The sequence below is a fragment of the Ferruginibacter profundus genome, assembly GCF_054783275.1.
In genome coordinates this window covers 602,844-628,218 of sequence record NZ_BAAGQW010000002.1, presented here as the reverse complement: position 1 = coordinate 628,218, position 25,375 = coordinate 602,844, and the positions used below count along the sequence as shown (strand labels likewise).

20 protein-coding genes are annotated in these 25,375 nt (G+C 40.3%); 5 read left to right on the top strand and 15 right to left on the bottom strand.

The annotated features are described in order from the left end of the window. Nucleotides 1-130: 130 nt before the first annotated feature. Genes ACYVM0_RS12905 through ACYVM0_RS12895 form a run of 3 tightly spaced genes read left to right on the top strand, consistent with a single transcriptional unit; the run spans nt 131 to nt 2,408 of the window. Nucleotides 131-352 carry a PspC domain-containing protein gene (locus tag ACYVM0_RS12905; protein ID WP_430987105.1) on the top strand — a complete coding sequence of 74 codons (222 nt, stop codon included), beginning with the start codon at nt 131-133 and terminating at the stop codon, nt 350-352. A gap of 43 nt (nt 353-395) precedes the next feature. After that, entirely contained in the window at nt 396-1,394 is a 999-nt protein-coding gene (locus tag ACYVM0_RS12900) for a helix-turn-helix transcriptional regulator (protein ID WP_460557686.1), read from the top strand. A gap of 30 nt (nt 1,395-1,424) precedes the next feature. After that, complete coding sequence (locus ACYVM0_RS12895) at nt 1,425-2,408, top strand: helix-turn-helix transcriptional regulator (protein WP_460557684.1); 984 nt, start codon at nt 1,425-1,427, stop codon at nt 2,406-2,408. A gap of 201 nt (nt 2,409-2,609) precedes the next feature. On the opposite strand, the gene kdsA is transcribed toward ACYVM0_RS12895, so the two are convergent. The 9 genes from kdsA to ACYVM0_RS12850 all read right to left on the bottom strand — a co-directional run bounded on the left by kdsA (nt 2,610) and on the right by ACYVM0_RS12850 (nt 17,479). Then, the gene (gene kdsA / locus ACYVM0_RS12890) at nt 2,610-3,431 is read right to left on the bottom strand and encodes a 3-deoxy-8-phosphooctulonate synthase (RefSeq protein WP_460557682.1); all 822 of its coding nucleotides are present in this window, start codon (nt 3,429-3,431) and stop codon (nt 2,610-2,612) included. Nucleotides 3,432-3,581: 150 nt separating this feature from the next. Continuing rightward, complete coding sequence (locus ACYVM0_RS12885) at nt 3,582-4,325, bottom strand: LytR/AlgR family response regulator transcription factor (RefSeq protein WP_460557680.1); 744 nt, start codon at nt 4,323-4,325, stop codon at nt 3,582-3,584. A gap of 1 nt (nt 4,326) precedes the next feature. After that, complete coding sequence (locus ACYVM0_RS12880; RefSeq protein ID WP_460557677.1) at nt 4,327-7,395, bottom strand: ligand-binding sensor domain-containing protein; 3,069 nt, start codon at nt 7,393-7,395, stop codon at nt 4,327-4,329. 118 nt (nt 7,396-7,513) lie between these two features. Further along, entirely contained in the window at nt 7,514-9,463 is a 1,950-nt protein-coding gene (locus tag ACYVM0_RS12875; protein WP_460557675.1) for an MCP four helix bundle domain-containing protein, read from the bottom strand. Between the two features lie 20 nt (nt 9,464-9,483). Continuing rightward, nucleotides 9,484-9,990: a hypothetical protein gene (locus ACYVM0_RS12870; RefSeq protein ID WP_460557673.1), complete on the bottom strand. Its 507-nt coding sequence runs from the start codon at nt 9,988-9,990 to the stop codon at nt 9,484-9,486. 150 nt (nt 9,991-10,140) lie between these two features. After that, nucleotides 10,141-10,650: a hypothetical protein gene (locus ACYVM0_RS12865; protein ID WP_460557671.1), complete on the bottom strand. Its 510-nt coding sequence runs from the start codon at nt 10,648-10,650 to the stop codon at nt 10,141-10,143. Between the two features lie 45 nt (nt 10,651-10,695). Further along, nucleotides 10,696-13,887, bottom strand: a complete 3,192-nt coding sequence (locus tag ACYVM0_RS12860) for a DUF7151 family protein (protein WP_460557669.1) — start codon at nt 13,885-13,887, stop codon at nt 10,696-10,698. After that, nucleotides 13,884-14,402 carry a T9SS type A sorting domain-containing protein gene (locus tag ACYVM0_RS12855; RefSeq protein WP_460557667.1) on the bottom strand — a complete coding sequence of 173 codons (519 nt, stop codon included), beginning with the start codon at nt 14,400-14,402 and terminating at the stop codon, nt 13,884-13,886. The genes ACYVM0_RS12860 and ACYVM0_RS12855 overlap by 4 nt, the downstream gene beginning before the upstream one ends. Before the next feature lie 149 nt (nt 14,403-14,551). Beyond that, complete coding sequence (locus tag ACYVM0_RS12850) at nt 14,552-17,479, bottom strand: beta strand repeat-containing protein (RefSeq protein ID WP_460557665.1); 2,928 nt, start codon at nt 17,477-17,479, stop codon at nt 14,552-14,554. A 140-nt stretch (nt 17,480-17,619) separates the two neighbouring features. Here ACYVM0_RS12850 and ACYVM0_RS12845 point away from each other — a divergent pair, with 140 nt between their 5' ends. Continuing rightward, nucleotides 17,620-18,558 (top strand): Rossmann-fold NAD(P)-binding domain-containing protein, encoded by a 939-nt coding sequence (locus ACYVM0_RS12845; protein WP_460557662.1) that lies wholly within the window; start codon nt 17,620-17,622, stop codon nt 18,556-18,558. A gap of 92 nt (nt 18,559-18,650) precedes the next feature. Next, nucleotides 18,651-19,172, top strand: coding sequence for a hypothetical protein (locus ACYVM0_RS12840; protein ID WP_460557660.1), 522 nt, complete (start codon nt 18,651-18,653; stop codon nt 19,170-19,172). Between the two features lie 78 nt (nt 19,173-19,250). Here ACYVM0_RS12840 and ACYVM0_RS12835 read toward each other — a convergent pair whose 3' ends face one another. From ACYVM0_RS12835 to ACYVM0_RS12810, 6 genes are all read right to left on the bottom strand, one after another. Then, a complete protein-coding gene (locus ACYVM0_RS12835; RefSeq protein ID WP_460557658.1) occupies nt 19,251-19,892 on the bottom strand; it encodes a response regulator transcription factor in 642 nt (213 codons plus the stop codon). 50 nt (nt 19,893-19,942) lie between these two features. Next, nucleotides 19,943-21,892 carry a tetratricopeptide repeat-containing sensor histidine kinase gene (locus tag ACYVM0_RS12830; protein WP_460557656.1) on the bottom strand — a complete coding sequence of 650 codons (1,950 nt, stop codon included), beginning with the start codon at nt 21,890-21,892 and terminating at the stop codon, nt 19,943-19,945. Between the two features lie 159 nt (nt 21,893-22,051). Then, entirely contained in the window at nt 22,052-22,768 is a 717-nt protein-coding gene (gene dapB, locus ACYVM0_RS12825) for a 4-hydroxy-tetrahydrodipicolinate reductase (RefSeq protein ID WP_460557653.1), read from the bottom strand. Between the two features lie 41 nt (nt 22,769-22,809). Further along, nucleotides 22,810-23,439 carry a DUF5683 domain-containing protein gene (locus ACYVM0_RS12820; RefSeq protein ID WP_460557651.1) on the bottom strand — a complete coding sequence of 210 codons (630 nt, stop codon included), beginning with the start codon at nt 23,437-23,439 and terminating at the stop codon, nt 22,810-22,812. A 46-nt stretch (nt 23,440-23,485) separates the two neighbouring features. Continuing rightward, nucleotides 23,486-24,397 (bottom strand): ParB/RepB/Spo0J family partition protein, encoded by a 912-nt coding sequence (locus ACYVM0_RS12815; RefSeq protein ID WP_460557649.1) that lies wholly within the window; start codon nt 24,395-24,397, stop codon nt 23,486-23,488. A 119-nt stretch (nt 24,398-24,516) separates the two neighbouring features. Further along, nucleotides 24,517-25,317 carry a ParA family protein gene (locus tag ACYVM0_RS12810; protein WP_460557646.1) on the bottom strand — a complete coding sequence of 267 codons (801 nt, stop codon included), beginning with the start codon at nt 25,315-25,317 and terminating at the stop codon, nt 24,517-24,519. Between the last annotated feature and the right edge of the window lie 58 nt (nt 25,318-25,375).

Below are 25,375 nucleotides of genomic sequence, written 5' to 3'. Positions count from 1 at the left end.
TGTTACGAAGGCTATTTGCTGCATTAAACCGGGTTGCAACACTAAAAATCGTATGTTTTGCAAATTTACTGAAAGTCGGCCACTATTTAAAGTGCTTGTTTATAGAAAAAAATGTACTTAAATTAGCAGTATGAACAGGTTCAGGTACTTTATTGAATGGCATGTGTTTGGGGTATGTACCGCCATTGGCGAAAAAATGGGCATCGCAACTTCAACAATTCGTAAATATTTTATCTACATCTCTTTTCTTACCATGGGGTCGCCGGTAGTAGTTTACTTTTTTGTTGCATTCTGGATGAACATTAAAAGGTACATCCTTAATGCCAGGAGAAACCCATTGCGCTATCTGTAATAATTTTTTTTAATCTGCCCTCTAACCTTATATCATTTCCTCAATGATTGTACTCAACATCAATCATATTAATTACAGGCAATTACTGCAGGATCTTTCAACAGCATTGCACATTCCCTATCAACAGGAGGATTTTATACTTTTATCACCACCGGCGGGAGAAGGGGTTATTAAAACCATCAGTTTATTTGATGAGTTGCAGGTGTTATTGGTAGATGCCTGTTTTAATGAACGGATGGTCACCACCAGGGAGCGGTCTGATGATCGCTATTTTATATTGCATTTTGATGACGTGTTTATAAAAGAGACGGCTACACTAAAAGTGGATGATGAGCAATTGCAAAAATCCAATACCCGTCACTCTGTTGCCAGGCTTACCAGTAATATTTTTGTGAATACAGAAGAATTGCCGGCACACCTGCACATTAAATCGGTAAAAGTGCTGTTTAATGAAAAGTGGCTGAAAAAATATATGGATATGGATGCCAGTGACGATGTGCTGCAACGTTACCTCTCTCTTAAAACAGAAAGTTTTGATATTGAGCAGCTGGATGCAGAATACCTGGGGCTGATGGATGAATTATGGACGGTACAAAAAGACGATCCGTTACAAAATATTTTTTTACAGAACAGGGTTACGTTACTGATAGAACGTTTTTTTACACGATTATATAGCAAAACCAATTTACTGGAAGGCAAGTTTAATCTTTCTTCTGAAGTGATTAACGGACTGATAAAAGTGGAGCATGAACTGGTAAATGATTTCAGTAAATTGCCGCCAACCATTGATGAGTTTTCTAAACTGGTTGCCATGAGCAGTACCAAATTGAAGAAGAGTTTTAAAAGCATGTACGGCGACAGTATTTATTCCTACTATCAAAAGCAACGGCTGCAAAAAGCCAATGAATTATTGCGCACCGGAAAATATTCTGTTAAACAGGCCGCACAGGCGGTTGGCTATACCAATGTAGCTAATTTTACACTGGCTTTTAAAAAACAATTTAATAAATCGCCTGAGAATAGTCTTGAAGAGAATGTGTAATTTTATCCTGCGATAATTATCAATACAGCTTTGTTTAATTTTTCCTATCAATATTGCAACCATACAGATTACCTGCGTGACCTGGCAAAATTTGCCGGCGTACCTGTAGTAAACAACACTATATTTTTACCGCCATCTTTAGGTTCAGGCTACATTAAAGTGGTAGAACTTGCAAACGGCCTGCAAGTTTTAATTAATGAATGTGTAATCAATGAAGATGTATCTTTTTTCCGGCATCCTGCAGTTGATGAATCGTACACCCTGCGGTTTGATGAAGTGAAAAATCTGAAGAAACTCACCTTACGTATAGATGAAGATCAGCTGTATGAAGATGAAGAGATTCATTCCGGTGCTTTTTTAACCAACTCACTGTCGGATATTTCTTATACTGCCACGGCAGGCACTGAAGACCGCTGCATAAATATTTTTTTTACGGCTGGGTGGCTGAAAGCGCACACAGGCATCAGTGCAACAGACGAAGTGTTTAAACATTACCTGTCTTTAAAAACAGCCACTTTTAATTTTGAGGTATTGAATTTTGAATACCGGGCATTAATGGAAGAGGTTTTTGAAATAGACGACAGCCATCCGCTGCAGAAAGTGATGTTGCAAAACAGGGTAATGCTATTGCTGGAAAAATTTTTCAGAAGCCTGTACCATAAACTGGGGCAACATAACGGCCCTAAAAATTTGATCAACGAAGTTTCGATAAAGCAAATGATGAAAGTGGAATCTATATTAGTAAGCAATCTTTCTGCTCCACCGCCCACTATTCCTGTACTTGCCCGTACCGCCATGATGAGTGAAACAAAACTGAAGAATTTATTTAAGACGGTGTATGGTTTAAATCTTTACGAGTACTATCAAAAAAACCGTATGCTTAAAGCCAGGCAGTTGTTACGCACTAAAAAGTATTCGGTAAAAGAAGCCGGCATGGCATTGGGTTTTAAAAACCTCAGCAATTTTACTATTGCCTATAAAAAAGAATTCAACAGTTTGCCCAGCGAAATATAGGTATTAGAATTAGTTTTTATGCCTTTTGCGGTCATCATCGTGTCGGAATTACACATCCCGGTGCAAATTGTAGCATTATTTTTGTAATACGTAACAGAGCCCCGTTTTAAGATCTGAATAACTATGTAGCCGCTTATATACCTGTTACCTGGTTATCCATCCTATATTATTGAGCCTTTGGTTTTCCAGAGGTTTTTTTATTTAAAGTACTGCCTGCCTGAGTTTTACCAGTTTTTCCAATAATGGTTCCAGCAGGTCAAGTTTCAGCATATTGGCGCCATCGCTTTTTGCAACAGCAGGGTTGGGATGGGTTTCTATAAATAAACCATCGGCACCGGTAGCAATTGCGGCTTTGGCAATGGTTTCAATCAGTTCGGGATTGCCGCCGGTTACACCACCACTTTGATTGGGCTGTTGTAAAGAATGGGTACAATCCATAATTACCGGCACTTTAATTTCTTTCATCCAGGTAATGTTACGGTAGTCAACCACAAGATCCTGGTAGCCGAATGTATTGCCTCTTTCTATCAGTCCCACTTTTATATTACCGGTATTATTTATTTTTTCCACGGCAAACTTCATCGATGGTCCGTTTAAGAATTGTCCTTTTTTTACGTTTACAATTTTACCGGTTTCTCCTGCGGCAATCAACAGGTCTGTTTGCCTGCATAAAAAAGCGGGTATCTGTAAAATATCTACGTAATTAGCTGCCATGGCTGCTTCACCGGCGGTATGAATATCAGATGTTGTAGGCAACTGAAATTTTTCACCTAACTTTTTTACCAGTTGTAATGCTTCTTCATCTCCAATACCGGTAAAAGAATTGGCACTGGTGCGGTTGGCTTTTCTGTAAGACGATTTAAAAATATAAGGTATACCCAGCCTTTTGCAAATGCCGCTTACTTTTTCTGCCACTTCATTTATTAAATCTTCGCTCTCTACCACGCAGGGGCCTGCAATAAGAAAGAAATTGTTTTTATCGTACTGTTGTTTGCTGAAAAGGTCCTGTAAATATTTTTCCATACTGCAAATATAATGCAAGCACACGGATACCACAGGCTGTACAGGAAGGCTGGATTTCTTGTTGCCCAAAGTGCAAAACACGGGCCCTGCCATTTACACTACCTTACAAAAAATGCGTGTTCATCCGTTCAACCCTTATTCCTTAAAAAACTAATAACCAATGGCTTTAAGAAACTCCTCTTTTTTTCTCCGGGAAACATCTACATAATTGCCGTTTTGTAATTCTATCTGCCCGCCATCGCCTTTTATATACCGTTTTATGTAATTCAGGTTAATGAGGTGAGAGTGGTGGGTGCGGAAGAAAATGTCGTCGGGCAATAATTCTTCAAATTCTTTTAAGGTTTTGGAGGCAGTGATTTTAATTTTATTAACGAGATAAATATTGGTGTAGTTGCTGTTGGCTTCCAGCTGTATGATATCGTTGATGGCATAAAATAACAGGCCCTCTAATGTTGGAATAGCCAGCCTGGACAATTGCTTTTTTTGCTGCTGCATATTCTGGCTTAATAATTCCACCTGTTTTTTTGTCTGGCTGCTTTCCCGGATATCTATTTTTGATACAGCAGTTCTTAGTTCTTCAATATCGATTGGTTTTAAAAGATAATCGAAAGCCGCATATTTAATAGCTTTGATAGCATACTGGTCGTAGGCCGTAGTAAAAATAATATGGAAATTTTTTTCGGGTAATTCATTCAGCATTTCAAAACCATTCATCCTGGGCATTTCAATATCTAAAAAGATCAGTTGCGGTTTATGATGTTGTATCAGCATCAGTGCTTCCTGGCCATTGGTGGCTTCTGCCACAATTTCTACCTGGGGGCAATAGGCAGTAAGTTTTTCTCGTAATGCCAACCTGCCTTTTGTTTCATCATCAATTACTATTGCGCTTATCATTTTAAACAATGTTTAGGTTAACGGTAACTTCTGTACCACATGCAATACCATTACTGTACAGGTCTTTAATTACCACCGAAGGAACTTCTTCTTTGTTAAAAAGTTTTATCCTGTCGTAGCTGATCTGCATGCCATAATGCGATTCTTTATTTTGCATAATGGCAGCTGATGCCACTCTGCCAATTCCATTATCGGTTATAATATATTGTATTTTGTCGTTCACTTTTTTTATATCAATGCTTAATATACCGTTATTGTCATCTCTGTTTTTAAGCCCGTGTAAAATGGCATTCTCAACAAATGGCTGTATAATAAGCGGGGGTACTTTGTAATCGCTGTTCAATAATTCATGATCTATTTTAAAAGTTGGCTTAAACTTATTTTCGTGGCGTAATTCTTCCAGTTCAACATATAATTTCAGGGTGTCTATATCTTTACTGAAGGGGACGGTATTGTACTTGTTGGTATCTAAAATATTTCTTAACAGCTTGGCAAATTTATTCAGGTAAACTGTGGCATGGTATTTATCATTGCTTTGTATTAATGCATCAATACTGTTGATGCAATTAAATATAAAGTGCGGATTCATCTGGCTGCGAAGCGCCTTCATTTCCATTTCTGCCATCAGCCTGGTGAAATGCATTTTTCTTTTTCCTTCTTTATAAATACTGTTGATGCGCCATTTGGCCAGCAGGTATATAAAACCCCCAATAACCACCAGGCATAATAACTTAAACCAAAGTGTTTGCCAGAAAGGCGGGGTAATGATTATTTTGAAAGTAGTGATAGCGCTGCTGGTATTACCGATTTCTGCTTTTACTTCAAACTGGTATTCGCCGGGTTGTAAGCCGGTGTAATTTGCAAAACGCCTGGCACCACCATTTACCCAGTTTTTTTCGAGGCCCGCCAGGCGATAATAATAATTGGTTTGTTGCAGGCTTAAATAGCGCAGGGCCGCAAATTCTATGGTAATAAAGTTGTCTTTATAAGATAATTGAACAGGTTTGTTATCCAGTAAAAGAGAATCAATAAATAATGAACTGTCTAAAATCTTAAACCCTGTTATTTCAATTTTCGGTTGCTGGTTATCGTGGTATTCTGTTCCCATGGGATAAAAGCTTACGGCTTCGGTGGTGGTGAGTGTAAGCCATGCCCCGTTTAATAATGGAAAAAAATTATTTGCTTTAAAAGAAGAATTAATGATGCCTGGTTCAATGCTGTAAGGGATGTTTTTTTTTTCTGCAGGGTTGTATTTGTATAAACCAAAATCGGTAGTGTACCATATAAAACCTGCCTTATCTTTTTTAATAGCATAAATAGTTTGTGAAGATGGGGGAGCGGTTGCCGGCAGCGGTGTAAATATTTTTGTATTGGTGTTAAAAAAATTAATGCCGCCATAAATCGTTCCGATCAAAAGTGTGCTATCGTCATATTCTTCTATGCCCTGGCTGGTTTTACCAGAGATACTTTCTTTATTATTTTTATCCGGTAGCCAGGTATTGGTGTAAATTCTTTTATCCGTATCAAATGCTTTAAATCCTGCTTCCGTGCTCACCCAGCAACGCTGCCCGGAATCGAAAAAAATATTCAGTACCGGGGCAAGTCTTTTAATACCATCGGCAGCAAAGGGTAAAAACTTGCCCGTCTGCTTATCCCATTTTACGATCTTGCCATTCTGAAGACCAAACCACACATTGCCTTTGGTATCTTTTTCCATGCACCGGATGGTGAAATTTTCCATTTCGGGAGGATGCAGGTGGGTTACAGTGCCGTTGATAGTATTATAAATATTCAGGTACCCGTGCTGGCAGCCTATCCACAGTGTATCGGGTGTCATTTGTTGAAAGCTCCACACAAAATTATTTTCTCCCGGGCCGGCAAATAATATATTTTTTTTAAAATTAAAATTGCTGTCATATACACCAATCCCATTTCCCCAGGTGCCGATATAAATATCGCCATTACTCAATTGAATAAAACTTTGTATTTCGCTTTTGGGTATCGACTGCGGATTATCTTCTTCGTGCCGTATGGTTTTAAAATATTGCCGGTAGGGGTTAAAAATGCTTATACCCCTGTCAGTTCCTATCCATATATTTTGTTCCTTGTCTTGCAGCAGGCTGAATATTTTATAATTATACTGAATGCCATGATTGGTTTTTTCTTCTGCCAGGCAATAATCAAAATTATCCTCCTCCCTGTTATACCTTAAGAGTCCTGCGTTTTCGGTACCCAGCCATATATTGCCGTGGTTATCTTCTATCATACAGTTAACCAACAGGCCCGCAGGAGATGCTTTAGCTTTTTGTTCGGTTGATTTAGTATCCGACAAAAAATAAGTACTCATTTTACGGGTAGTAGTATTGTACCGGTACAGCTGGTTACCCCATGTTGTAACCCATACATTATTCCTGCTATCAACCATTACATACCTTGATGCATAATCGCCGACGTTGAACAACAGCGATTGCAATAAAGGATGTGCAACAGGATTAAAGTTGTCAGTATACACTTTCTTTGTTTGCTCATCAAACAAAAAAACTTTTGAAAGCATGGCAACCCATGTTTGCTTATTTAATTTATCGGTAAAAATATAAGCTGCTTTATGTGCATCGCGGAGTACAATATTTTGCTGTTGTATGATCTTTTTATTGGTGCCCGGAGTTAAGGTATATACTGCATTATCTCCTAAAAACCAGGGATTGTTATCTGCATCAGTGTAACGGGTATAATGGTAACTGCTGTCTTCTGTAAAATTGCCGGAATTGAACAGGCTGATCCGGTTTTTAGCCAACTCCATTTTTTCAATAGTAAAATTCTTTTGTATCCACAAAATATCCCTGGCTTTATCGCTGTACATTTCCGCACCTGGTGTAAGGCCTTCAGCAGGGTTGTTGAGCATTTCGGGGTAATAAGTAAAGCGTGAACCATCATAACGCTGCAGGCCATTCAGGGTAGCCATCCAGATAAAACCTTTATTGTCCTGTTCAAGATAAAATACCTGGTTGTGTAACAATCCGTCTGCCTGGGTGATATGCCGGAAAGAATACTGTAGTTTTTTTTGTGCCATTATACCGGAGGCAATAAAAAAGCTAAACAGTGAAGGTATAAGCAGCCGGTAATTGCACATGAACTAAAGTTACTCGAAATTTAAGAATAGTATTGAATGTATATTGAGGAACGTATTTTTATTCTTTTGATGCAGTAATGGTGTAGTTAAGATCATGTTCTATTTTTGAACTTTTATCACCCAGGTGCTTGTTGGCTTTTTTTGTAAAGCTTAAACTCCCTTTAGGCCCTTTGGTTACTACAAACTCATTATTACTTCTTACTACAGAACCAAAAGTTGAAAATACTTTTGCTATAGGGAAAGTCATTTTTTTAATGTAGGGTAAGAGGTCGGCACCTACTTCAAGAAAAATGAGCTGGTTGTTTACCGCATCACTAAAATCCATCAGTGCATTGTTAAAGAATATTTTTATGGTATTGGCATCAACATCATATTCTGCATCTACTGTTATATAAAAACTGGCTGGCGTAAGGCCCCTTGCCACAGCACCAAAGCCAGCCGGGTCGTTCAGGCTGCTTACGAACGGAACTGTAGCCGGCTTTATTACTTTTAACTCCACCACTTCAATTTTACCTTTGGTGCCTTCATTAAAATCATCATTTGCTTCTGCATTCTCATAAAATGAAAATTTTGTTGCATTACCTTCTATGTTACCTTTCATTTTAATGATCTTGCCTTTACTACCTTCTTTGGGATAGCGCAACACTATTGCGCCCTGCATTTCTGCGCCGTACTTCCACCAGCTAACGCCTTTACCATTCCTGAAATTAATAGTATAGTCATGCTTTATTTCTCCTTTGATAATTCCACAGTATTTCTTTAACAGCACTTCTGAAGCATATTGTGCCAGATCGCCTGCAAAAGAAACTTTAGCCAGTTTTGTACTTAAAAGATCAGCATCTTTATTTGCTATGCCATAAATATTATACACTTCTTTTGGGAAAAACTTATAGGTTGCTTCAGGCGTATTCGCAGCGTCAGTTGGTTTAGGTGCGGCTTTATCAGAAATAATATTGGCTATGATGGTTTTTATTACTTTGGAAGTAGCACCTGTAAAAGTAGAAAATGCAGCACAGGCTTCATTTACCATTACAAGGTGTTCGCATATGGTATTGTCCTGTGGTTTGTGAACAGCGGTTTCGTTTAGTTTTTTCATCTGGCTGGCTTGTTCTTCAAGTGTTCTGTTAAGCTCGGCTAAATAGCCGGCATAGTTTGGAGGAAGCCGCTTTTCTTTCTTTGCTAATTGTATCATTTGTTTATTGGCTTTGCCAAGATCATTGAACAGCTGATACAAATCTTCTACTTTCTCTTTCACATCATCCAGTTTTTTTTGCAATTCATCTTTATCGGCAGGGCTAATGCCATCCTCAGCCTGTTCAACTGCATCCTCGAGTGTTTCCAATGCTTTCTTGGTTTCCTTTTTGTTTTCTTTAGGCCAGTCATCATAATCAGGTAAATCAAATGATTCTACAGAGAAGGTTGCCGATTTACTTGCTTTTTTATCACTACTGGTAGCCGTTACTGTAAAATCTCCGGATTGGTCGGAAGGGTTCCAGTCCAGGTAAAATTTACCGTCTGCTGTAAGTTGTAATTGCCGCACATCTTTTGTTGACGGGCCCGACACAACTACTTGTACCTGGTTGAAGTTTTTATATTTTACGCTTTCTCCTGTTATCCTGATACCGATGCTTATGCCAAAACCTGTATACGCTTTTTCAGAAGACAGGGAGAGTGAAATAAAGCCATCTTTAGGCGTCATGTCATTTGGGTCAGGTTTTGATTCTTTTAAGTTGGTAGCAGGCTGAGGAGTATTATTTTTAGCAGTGTTGTTATTGGTAGTAGCAGGAACTGTATTTTCAGCGGTATTGTTTTTTTCTTTTTTTTTATCCTTTATTTTTTTAGGTGCTGCAATCACGCTGTCTATTCCACGGGCTACCTGCTGATCTGCTTTACTCCTGATCCTCCATTCCGCATCACGTTTTATTTTATCACCCAGTTTTTTAAATATCTGTGCATGGCTTAAGTTAGCAGCAAGTAAAAGTAATAGAATAGCGGTTGTTGCTTTCATAAATGCATTTTAAAAGTCAATTATTTTGTATCAGCAAGAGAAATGCGAAAGAAGCCTTCTGTCACTTCTTTTGTTTTTCCATTAGCGCTGGAGGAAGCTGTAAAAAAGAATTTTCCTTCAGCCCATTTATTTTCCACTTTCGTAACTTCCATTTCTCCTTTTTTACCATCCCAGATAGCATCGTCATCACCGGGAAAAAGAAGTGCCACATGGTCGTCGCCGAATGTTATTTTTCCGCCCACTTTCATCTGTCTGTTGTCGTAAGGCAAACTGATGCTTTCTTCTTTATAAAAGCCATGGATCCTATCCTGGAAATCAAGTTGAAAGAATGAAGATGCCGCCCATTCTTTACCATCTATTTTTGCGGTCATTGTCCATTCACCTTCTTTTGCGGGTATCCGTCCGGGCTCACTTGCAGCGGTTACTTTATTAGCCTTTTTTTGATCTTCCATAGCTTTGTTTTGTGAACTGCCTCCGCAGGAAAATAATGTGTAGGAAATACAGAGAATTAAAAATGCCCGTTTCATAATAGTTGATTTTTAATTTGTTTTTAAATGGTAATGGTTTTTTAGAAGAGAGTTAATGACCAGTGTTATGACCTTAAAAAATTACCAGCAGGGGGAAGGGTTGCTCATGAGCTGATTTTTTTGATTAAATATTGCTTTAGTATAGGGTAACTATTTTTTATCAGCTATTGAAATGCGAAAGAAGCCATCTGTTACTTCCACTTTTTTATCGGGGGCGCTGCTGGTAGTACCGGTCACATTGAATCTGCCTTCTACCCAGTCTCCGTCTACTTTGGTAATCACCATTTCGCCTGCATATCCGCCCCATAATGCCACCTCATCTTTGGTAAAAATGTCTACTGCATTATGATCACTGAATGTATTTTTGTATCCCAGGGTCATTTCTCTCCTGTCATAAGGAAAACTGAGGCTTATGCCGTTGTTATCCCCATAGATCCTGCCCGAAGCCTGTAGTGGCATCATATACTCTGCCGACCATTCTTTGCCATCAAATTTTGCAGTCATCGTCCAGCCGCCTGGTGTAGTAGGGATACCGCCGGGCTGCATTTGTTTAATTGCAGAGGCCAGTTCTTTTGCATCGCTTGCCGTTTGGTTGCCGGAGCTGTTACCGCAGGAAGATAATATTGCAGCAATAATTAAAATGGAAAGTGTTTTTTTCATAATTTTTTGTTTGAATTAAATTTGAGTATAGATTTTATTTTACAATTATAATTTTGCTTCAATCGCAGCCAATCTTTTTTCTAATTGCTGTATTTGCAATTGTTGTTTCTCTATTACAGCCTGCTGCTCCTGCACTGCTTTCACCAATGGCACAACAAAATCGGCATAACGTAAACCATATAAAGCTTTATCATTGGCAGGTTTGTCAACACCGCTGAAACTAAAACCAATTTTACCTGCTGCGGCTTCTACCTCCTGTGCAATAAAACCTGTTTCCCTGTGGATGGCTGCCCTGGCAAAACTTTGTTGTTTAGCTTGCTGCATTGCAGCTGTTGCGGAAGAGTTATCTTTATCTGTGCCATAATATTTGTCGAGGCCGGGCAGGTCAACAATATAACTTACGGGCCTCAGTAATTTTATAAATTCCAGGCCTATAACGTCTTCCTGTACCTGCTTTTTGTACCTGCCATCAGAAAAATTCGTCCAGCCGGCCTGCCCGCCGATTGATGTTACTAAAACATTGCCCACTCTTACTTTATTGGAGGCATCTACTTTTGTATTGTAGCCTATAGCAGTACTATTGGAAAGATTAGTAATAGTAACATCTGCGGAAGTGCCGATAGCAGTATTTTGAAAACCGGTAACATTATTAAAAAATGCGCTGTGCCCAACCGCTACATTGTTTGCACCTGTTGTATTAAAATAAAGGCTGTTTACTCCCATGGCTGTGCTGAAGCTTCCTGTGGTATTTGAAAAAAGGGACTGGCCGCCTGCAGCTGTATTTTCAAAGCCGGCTGTATTTGTAAACAGAGCTTTGTAGCCATTGGCAGTATTATAAAATCCTGATGTGTTTGCGATTAAGGAATTTACACCCGAGGCTGTATTATAATACCCTGTAGTGTTGGCATACAATGCCTGTACACCAAGGCCGGTATTTTCAAAGCCCGTAGTATTAGCGTAAAGCGCACTATAACCAAGCCCGCTGTTATAATCTCCTGTACTGTTAGAAAGAAGTGCTCTATTCCCGTTAGCCGTATTATAATTTCCGGTGGTATTACTCGCTAAGGAATTTAATCCTGTAGCAGTATTAAAAATACCACTGGTATTAGAATACAGTGCCTGCACACCAATGGCAGTATTATGAAAACCGGTAGTGTTAGAATACAGGGCGCTATGCCCGCTGGCAGTATTGTAGGTTCCGGTGGTATTACTATATAATGAATTTACTCCTGAGGCCGTATTGTTGATACCAGAAGTATTGCTGAATAATGATTGAACTCCGGATGCCGTATTATCAAACCCCGTGGTGTTGGCGTGAAGTGCGCTAAAGCCGAAGCCGCTGTTATGACTGCCCGTGGTATTAAAATAAACCGCCTCATTTCCGATAGCGGTATTATAGTTTCCTGTGGTGTTCGACGTTAAGGCGTACACGCCCATGGCGGTATTGTAAAAACCAATGGTATTTTCAAACATAGCATCTACACCAATAGCAGTATTCCAGAATCCGGTAGTGTTTTTGTATAGCGAATTGGAACCTACTGCAGTGCTGCTGTTAGAAGTAGTATTGGCAGTAAGTGCCCCTGTGCCCAGAGCTGTGTTAAACGACCCGGTTGTATTTGCAAACAAGGCATTTTGCCCCAGGGCAGTGTTATTGGCACCATTGAAATTATTGTACAAGGTAGATTCGCCAATAGCAGTGTTGTTGGAGCCGGTTGTATTAAACGGAAGTGCAGTGCTGCCTACCGCAACATTACTTATACCGGTGGTATTAAATTGTAAAGCACTATTACCCACCGCAATGTTATACAAGCCTGTAGTATTGGATAATAAAGCCACATGCCCAAAGGCCGTATTGTAATCTCCTGTGGTATTTTGTTGTAAGGCCTGCATTCCAAAAGCCGTATTAAAACTGCCCGTTGTATTAAAGCGAAGGGCATTGGAGCCTGCAGCGGTGTTTTGCGTGCCCGTAGAATTATTCATTAAAGTTTTATATCCTATTGCCATATTGTGAGTACCTGTGGTAACAGCTTCCAGGGTTCTGAATCCGATCGAGGTATTTAAAGTAACAGAATCAATAGTGCCGGCTTTAATATTATTCAGCTTAAATATTATGGGGGCAATATCTGTAGTGCCTATGAAATTTATAGCCGGATCTGTGGCGCTATTGCCGGTGAGTGACCAGGCATTGGCGGCCGAACCTGCGGCGCCATTACAAACATATTTAGTTAACGAAGCATTTACTTCAGCAGGGTCGAGTAGGCCATTGCCATTGGCATCCACACCATACTCATGTTTTACACCACCCGTAGCACAATTGATCCCGGCAATTTCTGTAGTTGTTTTTATTAGTGTATTGCTTCCCGGTAGTCCTGGTATGCCTTGTGGCCCTGCAGGCCCGGTATTACCTTGCGGGCCGGTTGCACCCGCAGGCCCCTGTGGTCCGGCTGGCCCTTGCGGACCTGTTGCGCCCTGTGGTCCGGTTGCGCCCGCCGGCCCCTGAGGTCCGGTTGGCCCTTGAGGCCCCTGTGGGCCGGTAGCCCCTTGCGGTCCCGTTGCACCCACTGGCCCCTGTGGGCCGGTAGCACCTTGTGGCCCCTGTGGTCCGGGAATACCCTGAGGCCCCGTATTACCCTGCGGGCCGGTATCACCCTGCGGTCCCTGGGGCCCGGCAGCACCGGTAGGTAAAGTAAGGTTTAACGTTTGAGCCGGGCTTGTTCCGGTTATGGAGGCTGATGCCGGCGAACCCGGGGCGCTTGTTGTAACAGTTCCAATAGATAAAATATTGGAAGGCCCTGCAGGGCCAATTTTGCCGTTGACTGCATACAATGCATAAGGCACACTCAGCATTTCGGTATTGCCCAATACAATAAAATTATTACCGCCTAAAGGATCGGCTTCAATCTTTATAAATTTTTTACCGGTGCTCCAGTTAATGGTAGCAAAAATACCCGTTGTACTTATTGCGCCCGGCCCGCCAATAGGTACCGTGAATAACCCCAGCTGGTTAGTGGTGGTTTGCCTTATTTCGCTATACACAGTTATCCCTGTGGCACCACCATCTATTATGGATATACGCAGTTTTATATTGGCGTTAGCAATACTTTGCCCCAGTGTATTACGAGCCACAGCCTGGTAATTAAACTGGTTAGGCACCTGCGCATTACCAGCTAAAGACAAAATAGAAACGAATATTGTGAGTATGAGTTTGTTCACCGGTTTAAATGTTAAAGTGATCATTTTATTTTTTGAATGGTGTAAACACATTTTTTAATATTGCTGCTTCCTGTTTCTGTAAAAAACAATTGCAGGTAATAGGTACCACTGGCCAGGTTATTGATATTAAATTGCCTGGTAGAAAATGTGTTGTAATCAAATTCATCTGCCTGCAAAAGTTTACCTGCAGCATCAAACAACATTGTTTTTGCTTTTCCTTTTTTTAATATACTCAGTTGTAAAGAAAATATCCCCGGGTTGGGATTGGGGTAAACTTTTACTTCTGTCTGGCTAAAACATTCGTAAGAAGAATCTGCAATAAAAGTAAGGGGTTGAATTACGCCCTGTGTTATCAATAGTCCATTGCTTTGCCAGCTTTGTACTAAAGGCATTTCTCCGATGGTGTAACTGATAATAAAATTGCCGGCCGTGCCTTGTGCCGAAGTAGTACAAGGTGTAGCTGTGCCTGGAATGTTCTGGCAAAAAATTATTTGCCAACCGCTGCATAAGATCAATACACACAATATGTTTTTTTTCATGGAAAGGTTATTGCAGATTATAAAGCTGGTTTACAGCACAAAGACAGTTAATTTAACAGGTAAATGGTAGTTCTATTGAGCCATTCCCGTGATCTGGTTAGCCGGTGGCGGAAAGGCCGGTGTAAATAGTTTACTAAACCGTGTTTGTATTAATCTTTAATGATTTTTATTGTTTCAAAAATATTTTTACCCGTCCGCATGAAATACATGCCTTCAGCAAGTTGATGCAGATCCCAGCTTAACTGGTTGTTACCCTTTAAAACACTAAAAGATTTTGTTGCCATGTTTTTTCCATCTGTACTATACAGGTAAAGCACAATGGTTTCATTCTTTAAAGCCCGTACCTGGAATTTTAAAAGATCAGTAACAGGGTTTTGTAATACCACTATTTTGCCTGTAGTGACAGGTACATTTATTTTAATTACCGGAGAAAAAGTAAACTGACCATCTTTGTCATTCATTTTAAGGCGATAGAAATTATTGCCATCAACCGGCAGTTGATGCAGGTAATTATAGTGACGATCCTGAGAACTGTTCACGGCTGGTATCGTTGCTATTTTATTAAACCCGAGCCCGTCTTCACTCCATTCTATTTCAAAATCTTTAACATTCAATTCTCCTGCGGTTACCCATTGCAGTTGTGATCCCTGTGAGCTTGTGATAGCACCTGTGAAACCTAATAGTTTCAATGGTAGTGTACTGGTGATTGTTTGTATGCCACCTAAATCAGTTTGGTTGTTGGTAATGGGAGGAGCAGTGGTAAAACTAAATATTGCCGGATTTACGGCACCATCTGATTTTACGGTATTGCCAACAGTTGCACCTGCGGCAGTAGTTACGGTAATTATAAAATATCCTGAAGCGCCGGCAGCGATAAGGGTGGAAAGTGTGCCTGTGGAATAAGTATGCGGAGCAGCAAATGTTCCCGTTAAGTTAACCAGCCCCGTTGCTCCGGTTACAGTAGGTGCTACGGGGTTATACCATGCTGTTACAACAGACAGATCGTTATTGTCGTGCGTTCCGCTTAATGTAAACTGGATATTATTTACAGTAACAGGCAGGTTGCTAATATCCATTTTTACAATATAGACCGGATTAAAAGTTGTGCCCTGCAGAATATTGGCCGCAGCAACCGGTATCGTAGTTAAAGTGGCGCCTGCCGCCAATATGGTTTGTATGCCTGCAGCATCTGTTTGATTGTTGGTAATAGTTGGACTGGTGAGAAAACTAAATACAACAGGGTTGGCGGCTCCGTCTAATTTTACAGTATTACCGCTGGTTGCACCGGCGGCGGTGGTTACGGTGATGATAAAATATCCCGATGCGCCGGCTGCAATAGTTGTGGCAATTGCTCCTGTGGAATAGGTATGCGGAGCGGCAAAGGTGCCTGTTAAATTGACCAGCGCACCTGCACCGGATACAGTAGGTGCTGTAGCATTAAACCAGACTGTTACTACCGAAAGGTCATTGTTGTCGTGGGTTCCGGTTAAAGTAAACTGGATATTATTTACGGTTACCGGTAAAGTAGTAACCTCCATTTTAACGGCATAAACAGGATTAAAGGTGGTGCCTTGTGCAATATTGGAAGCCGCAACAGCCGCAGAAGTGAGGGTGGTATTTGCAGCCAGTATGGTTTGTATGCCGGCGATATCAGTTTGATTATTGGTTATGGTAGGGGCAGTAGTAAAACCAAATACTACCGGGTTAGCCGCACCATCAGATTTTATGGTATTACCGGTAGTTGCAGCGGCAGCTGTAGTAACGGTGATAATAAAATATCCTGATGCACCTGCAGCCATATTTTGCGTGACTGCTACAGTATAAGTATGTGGTGCAGCAAATAAACCAGAGGTATTCACCAGTGCACTTGCTCCTGCTACTGTAGGGGTAGTGGCATTAAACCACACGGTAGCAACGGTAAGGTCGTTGGCATCGTGGGTTCCCGTTAAAGTAAATTGAATACTATTTACTGTAACAGGTAAGGCCGTAATATCTACTTTTACAACGTACACCGGGTTAAAGTTGGAGCCTTGGGAAATGTTAGCAGCAGTTAAGGCTGTTGTGGTTAAGGTAGCAGCCGCAGCTACTATGGTTTGAGTACCGGCTGCATCAGCCTGGTTATTTACAACAGTTGGTGCAGCAGTAAAACCAAATACAATCGGGTTAATGGCACCATCAATTTTAAAGGTATTGCCCGCAGTGGCACCTACAGAAAGATTAACACTGATAATAAAATATCCTGATGCCCCCGCAGCAATGGGTATAGAAGCGGCGGTAGAATAAGTATGCGGACCGGCAAAACCGCCGGAAAGACTATTTAATAAACTTGCCCCCGAAACTGAAGGGGTAGTGGCATTAAACCATACACCAATTGAACTAATATCGTTGTTGTCGTATGTGCCGCCTAAAACAAACTGGATATTATTTACAGTAACAGGAAATGCCGTAATATCCATCTTAACAGCGTATACGATGCTATTAGCCGATGAACCCTGGGCAATATTACCGGCCGCCACCGGTGAAGAAGTTAATGTAGCAGTGCCGGCAACAATGGTTAGTAAACCAGCAATGTCTGTTTGGTTATTGGTTACTACCTGGCCGGCGGTAAACCCAAATACTGCAGGGTTGGCGGCACCGTTTGCTTTTACAGTATTACCTGATGTGGCAGTGGAGGTAATATTTGTACTTACCATAAAATACCCTGATGCTCCGGCAGCAAGCGGTACAGAAAAGGAAACAGAATAGGTATGTGGCGCAGCAAATCCTACTGTAGCAGTGTTTAAAAGTGTGGCACCTGCTATAGAGGGTGTGGTAGCGTTAAACCATATGCCAATGGAATTGATATCGTTATTATCATGTGTGCCCGACAATGTAAACTGAATACTGGTTACGGTAACAGGAGAAGCACCGATATCCATTTTTACTGCATAGGCAATGGGATTGGTGTTAGTACCCTGTAAAAGATTTGCAGCCGCAGTAGCAGCTGTGGTTAAAGTAACGTTTTGTGTAAAACCCTTTGCAGGCAACAGTAATAATAATGCTAAACTGCTTAAAAGGAAACAGGTAACTGATTTCATGATCGAAGATTTTTCCAAATGTCTTTCTTAATTAAAATCATTTAAAGCGCCATTGAGCCATTCACAGCAATCAATGAGCCGGAGGCATTTATTGAAGAGATTTATTTTCTCTTTACATTTGACAATCATTAAACAATTATATGCTTAAAGAAAAAATACTGGTAATCGGCGCCAGCGGTCAGATAGGTGTGGAGCTCACACTTGCATTGAGAAAAATTTATGGCAATGCCAATGTGGTAGCCAGCGATTTAAGAGAGCAAAATCCATTGCTGGAAGGCACCGGCCCGTATGTAAGCCTGGACGTAATGAATAAAGAAATGTTGCACGTGCAGGTGATACGGCAGAACATTACGCAGATCTATTTACTGGCAGCAATACTTTCTGCCACGGGCGAAAAAAATCCTAACCTTGCCTGGAGCCTCAATATGCAGAGCCTATTGAATGTACTGGATATAGCAAGAGAGGAAAAATTAACCAAAGTATACTGGCCCAGCAGTATTGCGGTATTCGGGCCCACATCACCCAAAAAGGATTGCCCGCAGCAAACGATTATTGAACCTACCACGGTTTATGGTATCAGTAAATATGCCGGCGAATTCTGGTGCAATTATTACTATCAACGCTTTGGAGTAGATGTGAGGAGCATGCGTTACCCTGGTTTGATCTCCTACAAATCTGCACCGGGCGGCGGCACTACCGATTATGCGGTGGAGATTTTTCATGAAGCACTGGAAGAAAAAAAATACGAATGTTTTTTAAATGAAGATACTTACCTGCCCATGATGTATATGCCCGATGCCATACGTGCAACAATTGAATTAATGGAAGCCCCTGCCGAAAAAATTACGGTGCGTACCTCCTATAATTTATCGGGTATGAGTTTTTCGCCAAAAGAAATTGCTGCTGAAATAAAAAAACATATTCCGGCATTTGAAATGAGTTATAAAGCCGATTACAGGCAGGCTATCGCCAACAGCTGGCCGCAAAGTATTGATGATTCAGTGGCAAGAAAAGACTGGGGCTGGAAAGAGGAATACGATTTGCCATTAATGGTAAAAGATATGCTGCAGAATTTATAATTTTTGTGAGTAGAGTTTAACGTATCCTTTACAAACAAAATTTTACGATTGATTGCAACGGCCTAATTTTGTACCCTAAAACAAGACGTATTATGAAAAAGATTTTTTTAGCTGTAGCTATTACAGCAATTTGTACCGGGGCGTTCGCACAGAAGAGTACTGAAAACAAATTTAACTTTAGTGCTGGACCTGAAATTGGATTTGCTACCGGAGACCTTAACAGGACTCATTCAGTGGGTATTGGAGCTACAATACAGGGTGATTTTAATATCGCCCCCTCAACAGATTTTACCGTTACAACAGGTTTTCTTTCTTATGCTGGAAGGTCTGCTGGTAACGGAACAAAAAATAAAGCGCAACTAATAATTCCTGTAAGAGTAGGGCTTAAATATTTTTTATCTGAAGGGTTTTACGGAGCTGCACAATTGGGAGCAGGTTTTTTTAGCAATTATTCATTAAGAACCGGTGCAGCATTAGCGTATACACCAATGCTGGGTTACGAATTTAATACCAAGTCGGGCAAAGCTGTTGATGCAGCTTTTAAATATGATGGCTATGCAAAAAATGGTTCCGGCCTTGGTTCTGTTGGTGTAAGGTTGGCTTACAGGTTCTAAATAATTTTTACATGCATTACATAAAAGAAAAGCTGCAGGTACTGCAGCTTTTCTTTTGTCAATTGACTGAGAGTGCAATCAAATTAATTTGTGTTCATAAGCATATTTTATCAATCCTATCACACCCGATGTTTTTGTTTTTCTGAAAATATTTTTTCGGTGTGTTTCTACTGTACGTTCACTTAAAAAAAGACTTTCGGCAATTTGTTTATTGTTGAATTCTTTTTCAATCAGTTTAATGATCTCTACTTCTCTTGCAGTAAGATGGGCTTCGTCGGATTCTTTTTTTAATTCACTTGCCTTGGTCATTTCCTGCAATACTTCATCACTGAAATAAATGCCTCCGGCAGAAATTTTTTCCAGCGCCTGTATCAGTTCTTTTTTACCGATATTCTTCAGCACATAGCCGGCAATATCAGCATCATCAATCATCTGGTTTACCAGGTCGCCCTGGCCGCTCATGCTTAGCGCCAGTATTTTTATTTCAGGAAATTTTTTGTGGATGGCTTTGGAAAGATCGGCACCATTAAGGCCGGGCATCATTACATCGGTTAAAACAATATCCACTTTTGTTTGTTCCAGCAAATGCAGCATCTGCAATGGTTGCGTACATTCCAATACTACTTTAAACTGATCGTACCCTAATAATAAAGACTTCAATCCGTCAATCACTATCTGGTGATCATCAACAATTGCTAAAGCTGTTTTTTGGTTTTTCAATATAAGCAGGTGGGTTTATTATTTGCTGGTAAGATAAATAAAAATACCAATTAAACAAGGGGAACGTGTATGGCCACCAGGGTTCCGTTACCCGGAGAACTGTCAAAATCCACCGTGCCTTTTAAAAAGCCTATCCTGCTGCTGATGTTTTTTAATCCTATGCCTTCAAATTTTTCTTTATCCTTACTATTAAAACCTTTGCCATTATCCTCAATGGTTGCAGCAATGCCATCTTTATCTTTTATCAGTGAAATATCAAGTGAATTGGCACCGGAATGTTTAATCACATTATTTACACATTCCTGTATCACCCGGTACAAAACGGTTTCTACATTGCCATCAAGCCTTTCGTTAAGCCCTTCGGTATATAGGTTTATTTTTAATATGCGGCTGTCGATTTTATCAATAAATTCTTTTACAGCGCTTGCCAGCCCGCTTTTTAATAAGGCATTAGGCATCATCTGGTGGCTTACACTTCTTATCTCCTTACAACCCTCATCTACCAGGCTGATTATTTTTTCAAAATTATTTTTCTGTATCTCATCTTTAAACGGGATCTCATTTTCAAATGCTGATAAATTCATCTTGGCAGCGCTCATCATCTGGCCTACACCGTCATGCAGGTCGGCAGCAATTCTTTTACGTTCATTTTCTTCGGCTACAATTACAGCCTTGGTCGCCATGTCCTGCTGCTTCATTACTTCTGCCTGTAACTTTTTTTCCTGTTTCAGCTGGTATCTTTTATAATACGAATAGCCCAGTAAGATACTGAACAGGAAAACAGCAATGGAACCATACAACCAGTATTGTTTCTTTATCAGCTCGTATTTTTTTTGTGTGATCTCATTTTGCTGCGCTTCTATCTGCTGGTCTTTTTTGGCTGTCTGGTATTTGGTTTCCATTTCAGAAAACTGCTTATTAAGGTCGGCAGTAAAAATGGAATCTTTGTATTGAATGGTAAGCCTTGCCATGGCAGCTGCTTTTTTGTAATCACCTGTAAGGTCGTATAATGAAGATAAACCATCGTACAGTTTCACTTTTTCCGGCAGGCACGACACCAGGGTATCGGCAAGGCGTAGCCCCAGCAGGTATTTTTCTTCTGCCTGTTTATACTGTTGCGATGCTGTTAGTATAGAACCCATATTTATAAGGCAACTTACCTGTCCTTTTGTATCGCCCAGTTTGGTACGGATGTCAAATGATTCCTGGGCCAATGGCAAAGCCTTTTTATAATCACCTATTTTCTGGTAAATGGCAGACAGGTTATTGATAGAATTGGAAAGATATTCCGGGTCGCCGATTTTGCGGCAGATCAGTTCGGCCTTTTCATAAAATTCTCTTGCTTTGGGGATGTTTTTTTTTAATAAATAGATATTGCCCACATTTACATAAGAACCTGCCAAACCTAACTGGTCGTGTATCTCTTCTTTGATAGCGATGGATTGTTCCTGGTATTTCAGTGCCTCATCTATATTACCTACATTCTGATTTACGATGCCCATATTGTTAAGGGAATAGGAGATGCCAACTTTATCCTTTAGTTGTTCATAAAGGGCCAATGCTTTTTGCGCATACATTAATGCTGAATCAAATCGGGCCTGTTTCTGGTATACGATGCCAATTTTATTATACAGCGCTGCCACGCCTTTATCATCTTTTAATTCAGTACGGATAAGATAGGCCTGGTGGTATAAGCTAATGGCCGTGGAAAAATCCTGCTTGTCGTAATACAGTATGCCCATATCATTGTAAGCCTGGGCAATGCCTTTTTTAAAATTCAGTTGCCTGCCCAGCTCAACCGCTTTGTTGCCGTATGCAATTGCCTTATCCTTATCTACATTGCGGTATTGCCAGGTAAGTTCGTTATAGCTTTTTACAAGTGTGGTATCTTTTTGCTGCGGCAGAATTTTTTCTATACTATCAATAACTTTGCTGGTCTGCGCCATTAATGCTCCGGGTAAAAGCAATAGCAGCAGCAATACAAAAGGTGGCTTATGCATGGTGTGGGTTAACAAGGTTTACAAGCGGTTAATTACATAAATTGAATATAGGGAAATAATTAAGAGTAACGAAATATTTACCAGTAACGGCAACAAAAAACCTGTTTAATTGAATAAACAGGTTTTGGTAAATATCGTTATCGGTAAAGACCGTCTTGGTTAAAAAGCCAGCACATCCTTCATGGTATAAATGCCTTTTTTGCCTGCTAAAAATTCTGCGGCTAATACAGCACCGGTAGCAAAACCGGTACGGCTGTGGGCTGTATGTATGATTTCTATGTCATCAATTTCAGAACTGTATTTAATAGAATGCGTACCCGGTGCCGGATCAATTCTTTTGCTGATGATGGAAAGTTCGTTGGGATATTTTGCAGGTTCGTTCAGCCACTTTTTTTTGCGGGGAATATTTTCTAACACCTGCTCAGCAAGAGTGATGGCAGTGCCGCTTGGCGCATCTTTTTTTTGTGTGTGATGAATCTCTTCCATGCTGATGGCATACTCCTCATGGTTGCGCATCAGCTGCGCTAACTTTTTATTCAGTTCAAAAAAGAGATTAACGCCCACGCTGAAATTACTGGCGTATAATAATGCACCGTTTAATTTTTCGCATTTATCTTTTATCAGGGGCCATTGCTCCAGCCAGCCGGTGCTGCCGCTTACCACGGGGATGCCGGCATCTAAGCATTTGGAGATATTTTCTACAGCGCTATGTGGCCCGGTAAATTCTATCGCTACATCGCACTGTTGTAAATTAGCGGCGGTAAAACTATCAATGTTATTAATATCAATTTTTAAATCGGTGGTATGGCCTCTTCGCAAAGCAATCTCTTCAATAGCTTTGCCCATTTTGCCATAACCTATCAGTGCAATTTTCATTTTCTGTAAAAGTATTTGTAAACAATTAAAGTTGAAGGTAATTATTTTGTGTGAGTCTTACCGATATTGAGTACCAGGCTTATGCCATTTGTATTGGCTATCGGGCTGTAACCTGCTTTTATCTGCAGGCTAAGATCATCACTAACATCAAAGGTTTTAAGATGGGCATCCACTGCGGCATCCACCACATTCAATCCCCAGAAGGCAATAAAAAATAATACTGAATAATCTACATTTTGGCGTACACTGTTCCTGAAACTTTTGATGCGGTCGGGTGCACTGCGAACACTGTAATAAGGTTCAGGAATCAAATAATCGTTAGAAGCGTCATTGTCAATTGCATTTTTATAGGCCGCATTGGCCTCTTTAAATTGTTTTATATTTCTGAAAAAAATATAGGCAGTTGTACCCAATGCGCCGTATACGATCGGCATCTTCCAGTACTTTTTATTGGTAGCCTGGCCCCAGCCGGGTATTATTGCAGAACGGAGAATAGCCACCCTAGGATTATATGGTTTAGAGGTATCAATAGAAAAAATATTCACCTTTTCTTTTTTGGGTTTTATCTTTTCTGTGATTTTTTTTGATGTGCTGTCTGTTTTTTGTGCCAGCAAATTATTGCTGAACAAAAAAACAAAAAAAATAAATACTATTGATTTAAGCAAAGTCATTTAAAATATTGAAGTAATCAGAATCACCTGTGGAAGTACAAAATTATCAGCTTACTGTAATTTTAAATTTATCCAGCAATGCATTTAATTCTTCCAGGGAATAATATTCAAATAAAACTGAACCATAACCTTTTTTATTATGCGTCAATTTTACTTTGGTATTAAAGTTAGAGGCTAAATTATCTTCTATCTTTTTAAAAGCCGGGGGCAATTCTGATTTTACGGCAACTTTAACAGCATGCGGTGTATAGATCTGTCTTACCAAATCTTCCGTTTGCCTTACCGATAAACTGCGTTTTTTTATTTCGTTGAAGATGTACAATTGTTTGTCTACCACATCCACATTTATCAATGCCCTTGCGTGGCCCATGGTAATGGCACCACTGCGTACGGCCACCTGGATGTCGGGTGGAAGTTTTAATAACCTGATATAGTTGGTAACGGTACTTCTGTCTTTACCCATACGCTCCGCCACCTGCTCCTGTGTATAATCCAGTTCATCCATCAGGCGTTTATAACTCAATGCAATTTCTATGGCATTCAGATTTTCACGTTGCAGATTTTCCAATAAAGACAATTCTAACAACTGCACATCATTGGCTTGCCTTACATATACCGGCACATCTTTTAAACCTGCAATTTTTGATGCTCTGAATCTTCTTTCACCTGCAATTAAACGGTACTTACCATTGGGTAACTTGCTTACGGTTAATGGCTGAATAATATCATGCAATTTTAAAGATGCCGCTAATTCACTTAAGGCTACCTCATCAAAATCTTTACGGGGCTGCTTTGGGTTTACTTCAATCTGGTCTAATGCCACACGAAAAGATGTAGTGGTTTGCTCCACTACTTCACTTTTTAAACTGCCGGCAGTATTTTTTAAATCAGAGTCAATATTCTGCAGCAGGCTGCGTATACCTTTTCCTAATGCGTCTTTTTTATTGGGTTGTGTCATAATAATTTCGGGTTCTGTTTTGGTTACGGGTTTGTTTTGTTTTTGATTGTTTGCAAAGGTAATTAAACCACTATCGGTCAATTAACCCGTAACTCGTAACCGTAATTACATTGCTGTAACTATTCAAGGATGCGGTCCTCTTCTTTTATTTTAGTAAGATTGTTTTTTTGTAAAATTTCTTTAGCAAGATTTAAGTAGTTGACAGAGCCTTTACTATCGGCATCGTATAAAATTACCGGCTTTCCAAAGCTGGGGGCTTCGCTCAGCCTGGTATTACGGTGAATGATGCTGCTGAAAACAATATCTTCAAAATGGCGGCGTACTTCGCTTACCACCTGGTTGCACAGGCGCAAACGGCCATCATACATTGTCATCAGTATCCCTTCAATTTTCAAATCGGGGTTCAGCCTGTTTTGAACAATTTTAATGGTGTTTAATAATTTGCCCAAACCTTCCAATGCAAAAAATTCTGTTTGCACGGGTACCACCACGCTGTCGGCAGCAGTTAATGCGTTCACAGTAATTAAACCTAAAGAAGGAGAACAGTCAATTACAATAAAATCGTATTCATCCCTCACCGGCGCTAAAATATCTTTTAATACACTTTCCCTGTTGGGGTAATTGATCATTTCAATTTCGGCACCTACCAGGTCAATATGCGATGGCATCAGGTCCAGGTTAGGGATCTCCGATTTCAATATCACATCCTTCGCCTTGGCTTCATTCACCATACAATCATAAAGGCTTTGGGTAATATTATGCAGGTCGAACCCGGTACCCGTGGTACTGTTTGCCTGCGGATCGGCATCCACCAGCAAAGTTTTGTATTCCAGCACGGCTAAACTGGCAGCTAAATTAATTGCCGTTGTTGTTTTGCCTACCCCGCCTTTTTGATTTGCTACGCCTATTATTCTTGCCATATTCCTTAGTTGTTAGTATTAAGTTGACAGTTGATAGTAGCTGTTATTTCCAAATACC

Excerpts from the sequence above, each read along its gene's own strand:
- ACYVM0_RS12905 (WP_430987105.1), top strand. The coding sequence starts at position 131 with ATGAACAGGTTCAGGTACTTTATTGAATGGCATGTGTTTGGGGTATGT.
- ACYVM0_RS12810 (WP_460557646.1), bottom strand. The coding sequence starts at position 25,317 with ATGGCAAGAATAATAGGCGTAGCAAATCAAAAAGGCGGGGTAGGCAAA.
- ACYVM0_RS12865 (WP_460557671.1), bottom strand. The coding sequence starts at position 10,650 with ATGAAAAAAACACTTTCCATTTTAATTATTGCTGCAATATTATCTTCC.
- ACYVM0_RS12870 (WP_460557673.1), bottom strand. The coding sequence starts at position 9,990 with ATGAAACGGGCATTTTTAATTCTCTGTATTTCCTACACATTATTTTCC.
- kdsA (WP_460557682.1), bottom strand. The coding sequence starts at position 3,431 with ATGGAAAAATATTTACAGGACCTTTTCAGCAAACAACAGTACGATAAA.
- ACYVM0_RS12880 (WP_460557677.1), bottom strand. The coding sequence starts at position 7,395 with ATGGCACAAAAAAAACTACAGTATTCTTTCCGGCATATCACCCAGGCA.
- ACYVM0_RS12820 (WP_460557651.1), bottom strand. The coding sequence starts at position 23,439 with ATGACTTTGCTTAAATCAATAGTATTTATTTTTTTTGTTTTTTTGTTC.
- ACYVM0_RS12855 (WP_460557667.1), bottom strand. The coding sequence starts at position 14,402 with ATGAAAAAAAACATATTGTGTGTATTGATCTTATGCAGCGGTTGGCAA.
- ACYVM0_RS12900 (WP_460557686.1), top strand. The coding sequence starts at position 396 with ATGATTGTACTCAACATCAATCATATTAATTACAGGCAATTACTGCAG.
- ACYVM0_RS12815 (WP_460557649.1), bottom strand. The coding sequence starts at position 24,397 with ATGACACAACCCAATAAAAAAGACGCATTAGGAAAAGGTATACGCAGC.
- dapB (WP_460557653.1), bottom strand. The coding sequence starts at position 22,768 with ATGAAAATTGCACTGATAGGTTATGGCAAAATGGGCAAAGCTATTGAA.
- ACYVM0_RS12845 (WP_460557662.1), top strand. The coding sequence starts at position 17,620 with ATGCTTAAAGAAAAAATACTGGTAATCGGCGCCAGCGGTCAGATAGGT.
- ACYVM0_RS12875 (WP_460557675.1), bottom strand. The coding sequence starts at position 9,463 with ATGAAAGCAACAACCGCTATTCTATTACTTTTACTTGCTGCTAACTTA.
- ACYVM0_RS12840 (WP_460557660.1), top strand. The coding sequence starts at position 18,651 with ATGAAAAAGATTTTTTTAGCTGTAGCTATTACAGCAATTTGTACCGGG.
- ACYVM0_RS12885 (WP_460557680.1), bottom strand. The coding sequence starts at position 4,325 with ATGATAAGCGCAATAGTAATTGATGATGAAACAAAAGGCAGGTTGGCA.
- ACYVM0_RS12830 (WP_460557656.1), bottom strand. The coding sequence starts at position 21,892 with ATGCATAAGCCACCTTTTGTATTGCTGCTGCTATTGCTTTTACCCGGA.
- ACYVM0_RS12850 (WP_460557665.1), bottom strand. The coding sequence starts at position 17,479 with ATGAAATCAGTTACCTGTTTCCTTTTAAGCAGTTTAGCATTATTATTA.
- ACYVM0_RS12860 (WP_460557669.1), bottom strand. The coding sequence starts at position 13,887 with ATGATCACTTTAACATTTAAACCGGTGAACAAACTCATACTCACAATA.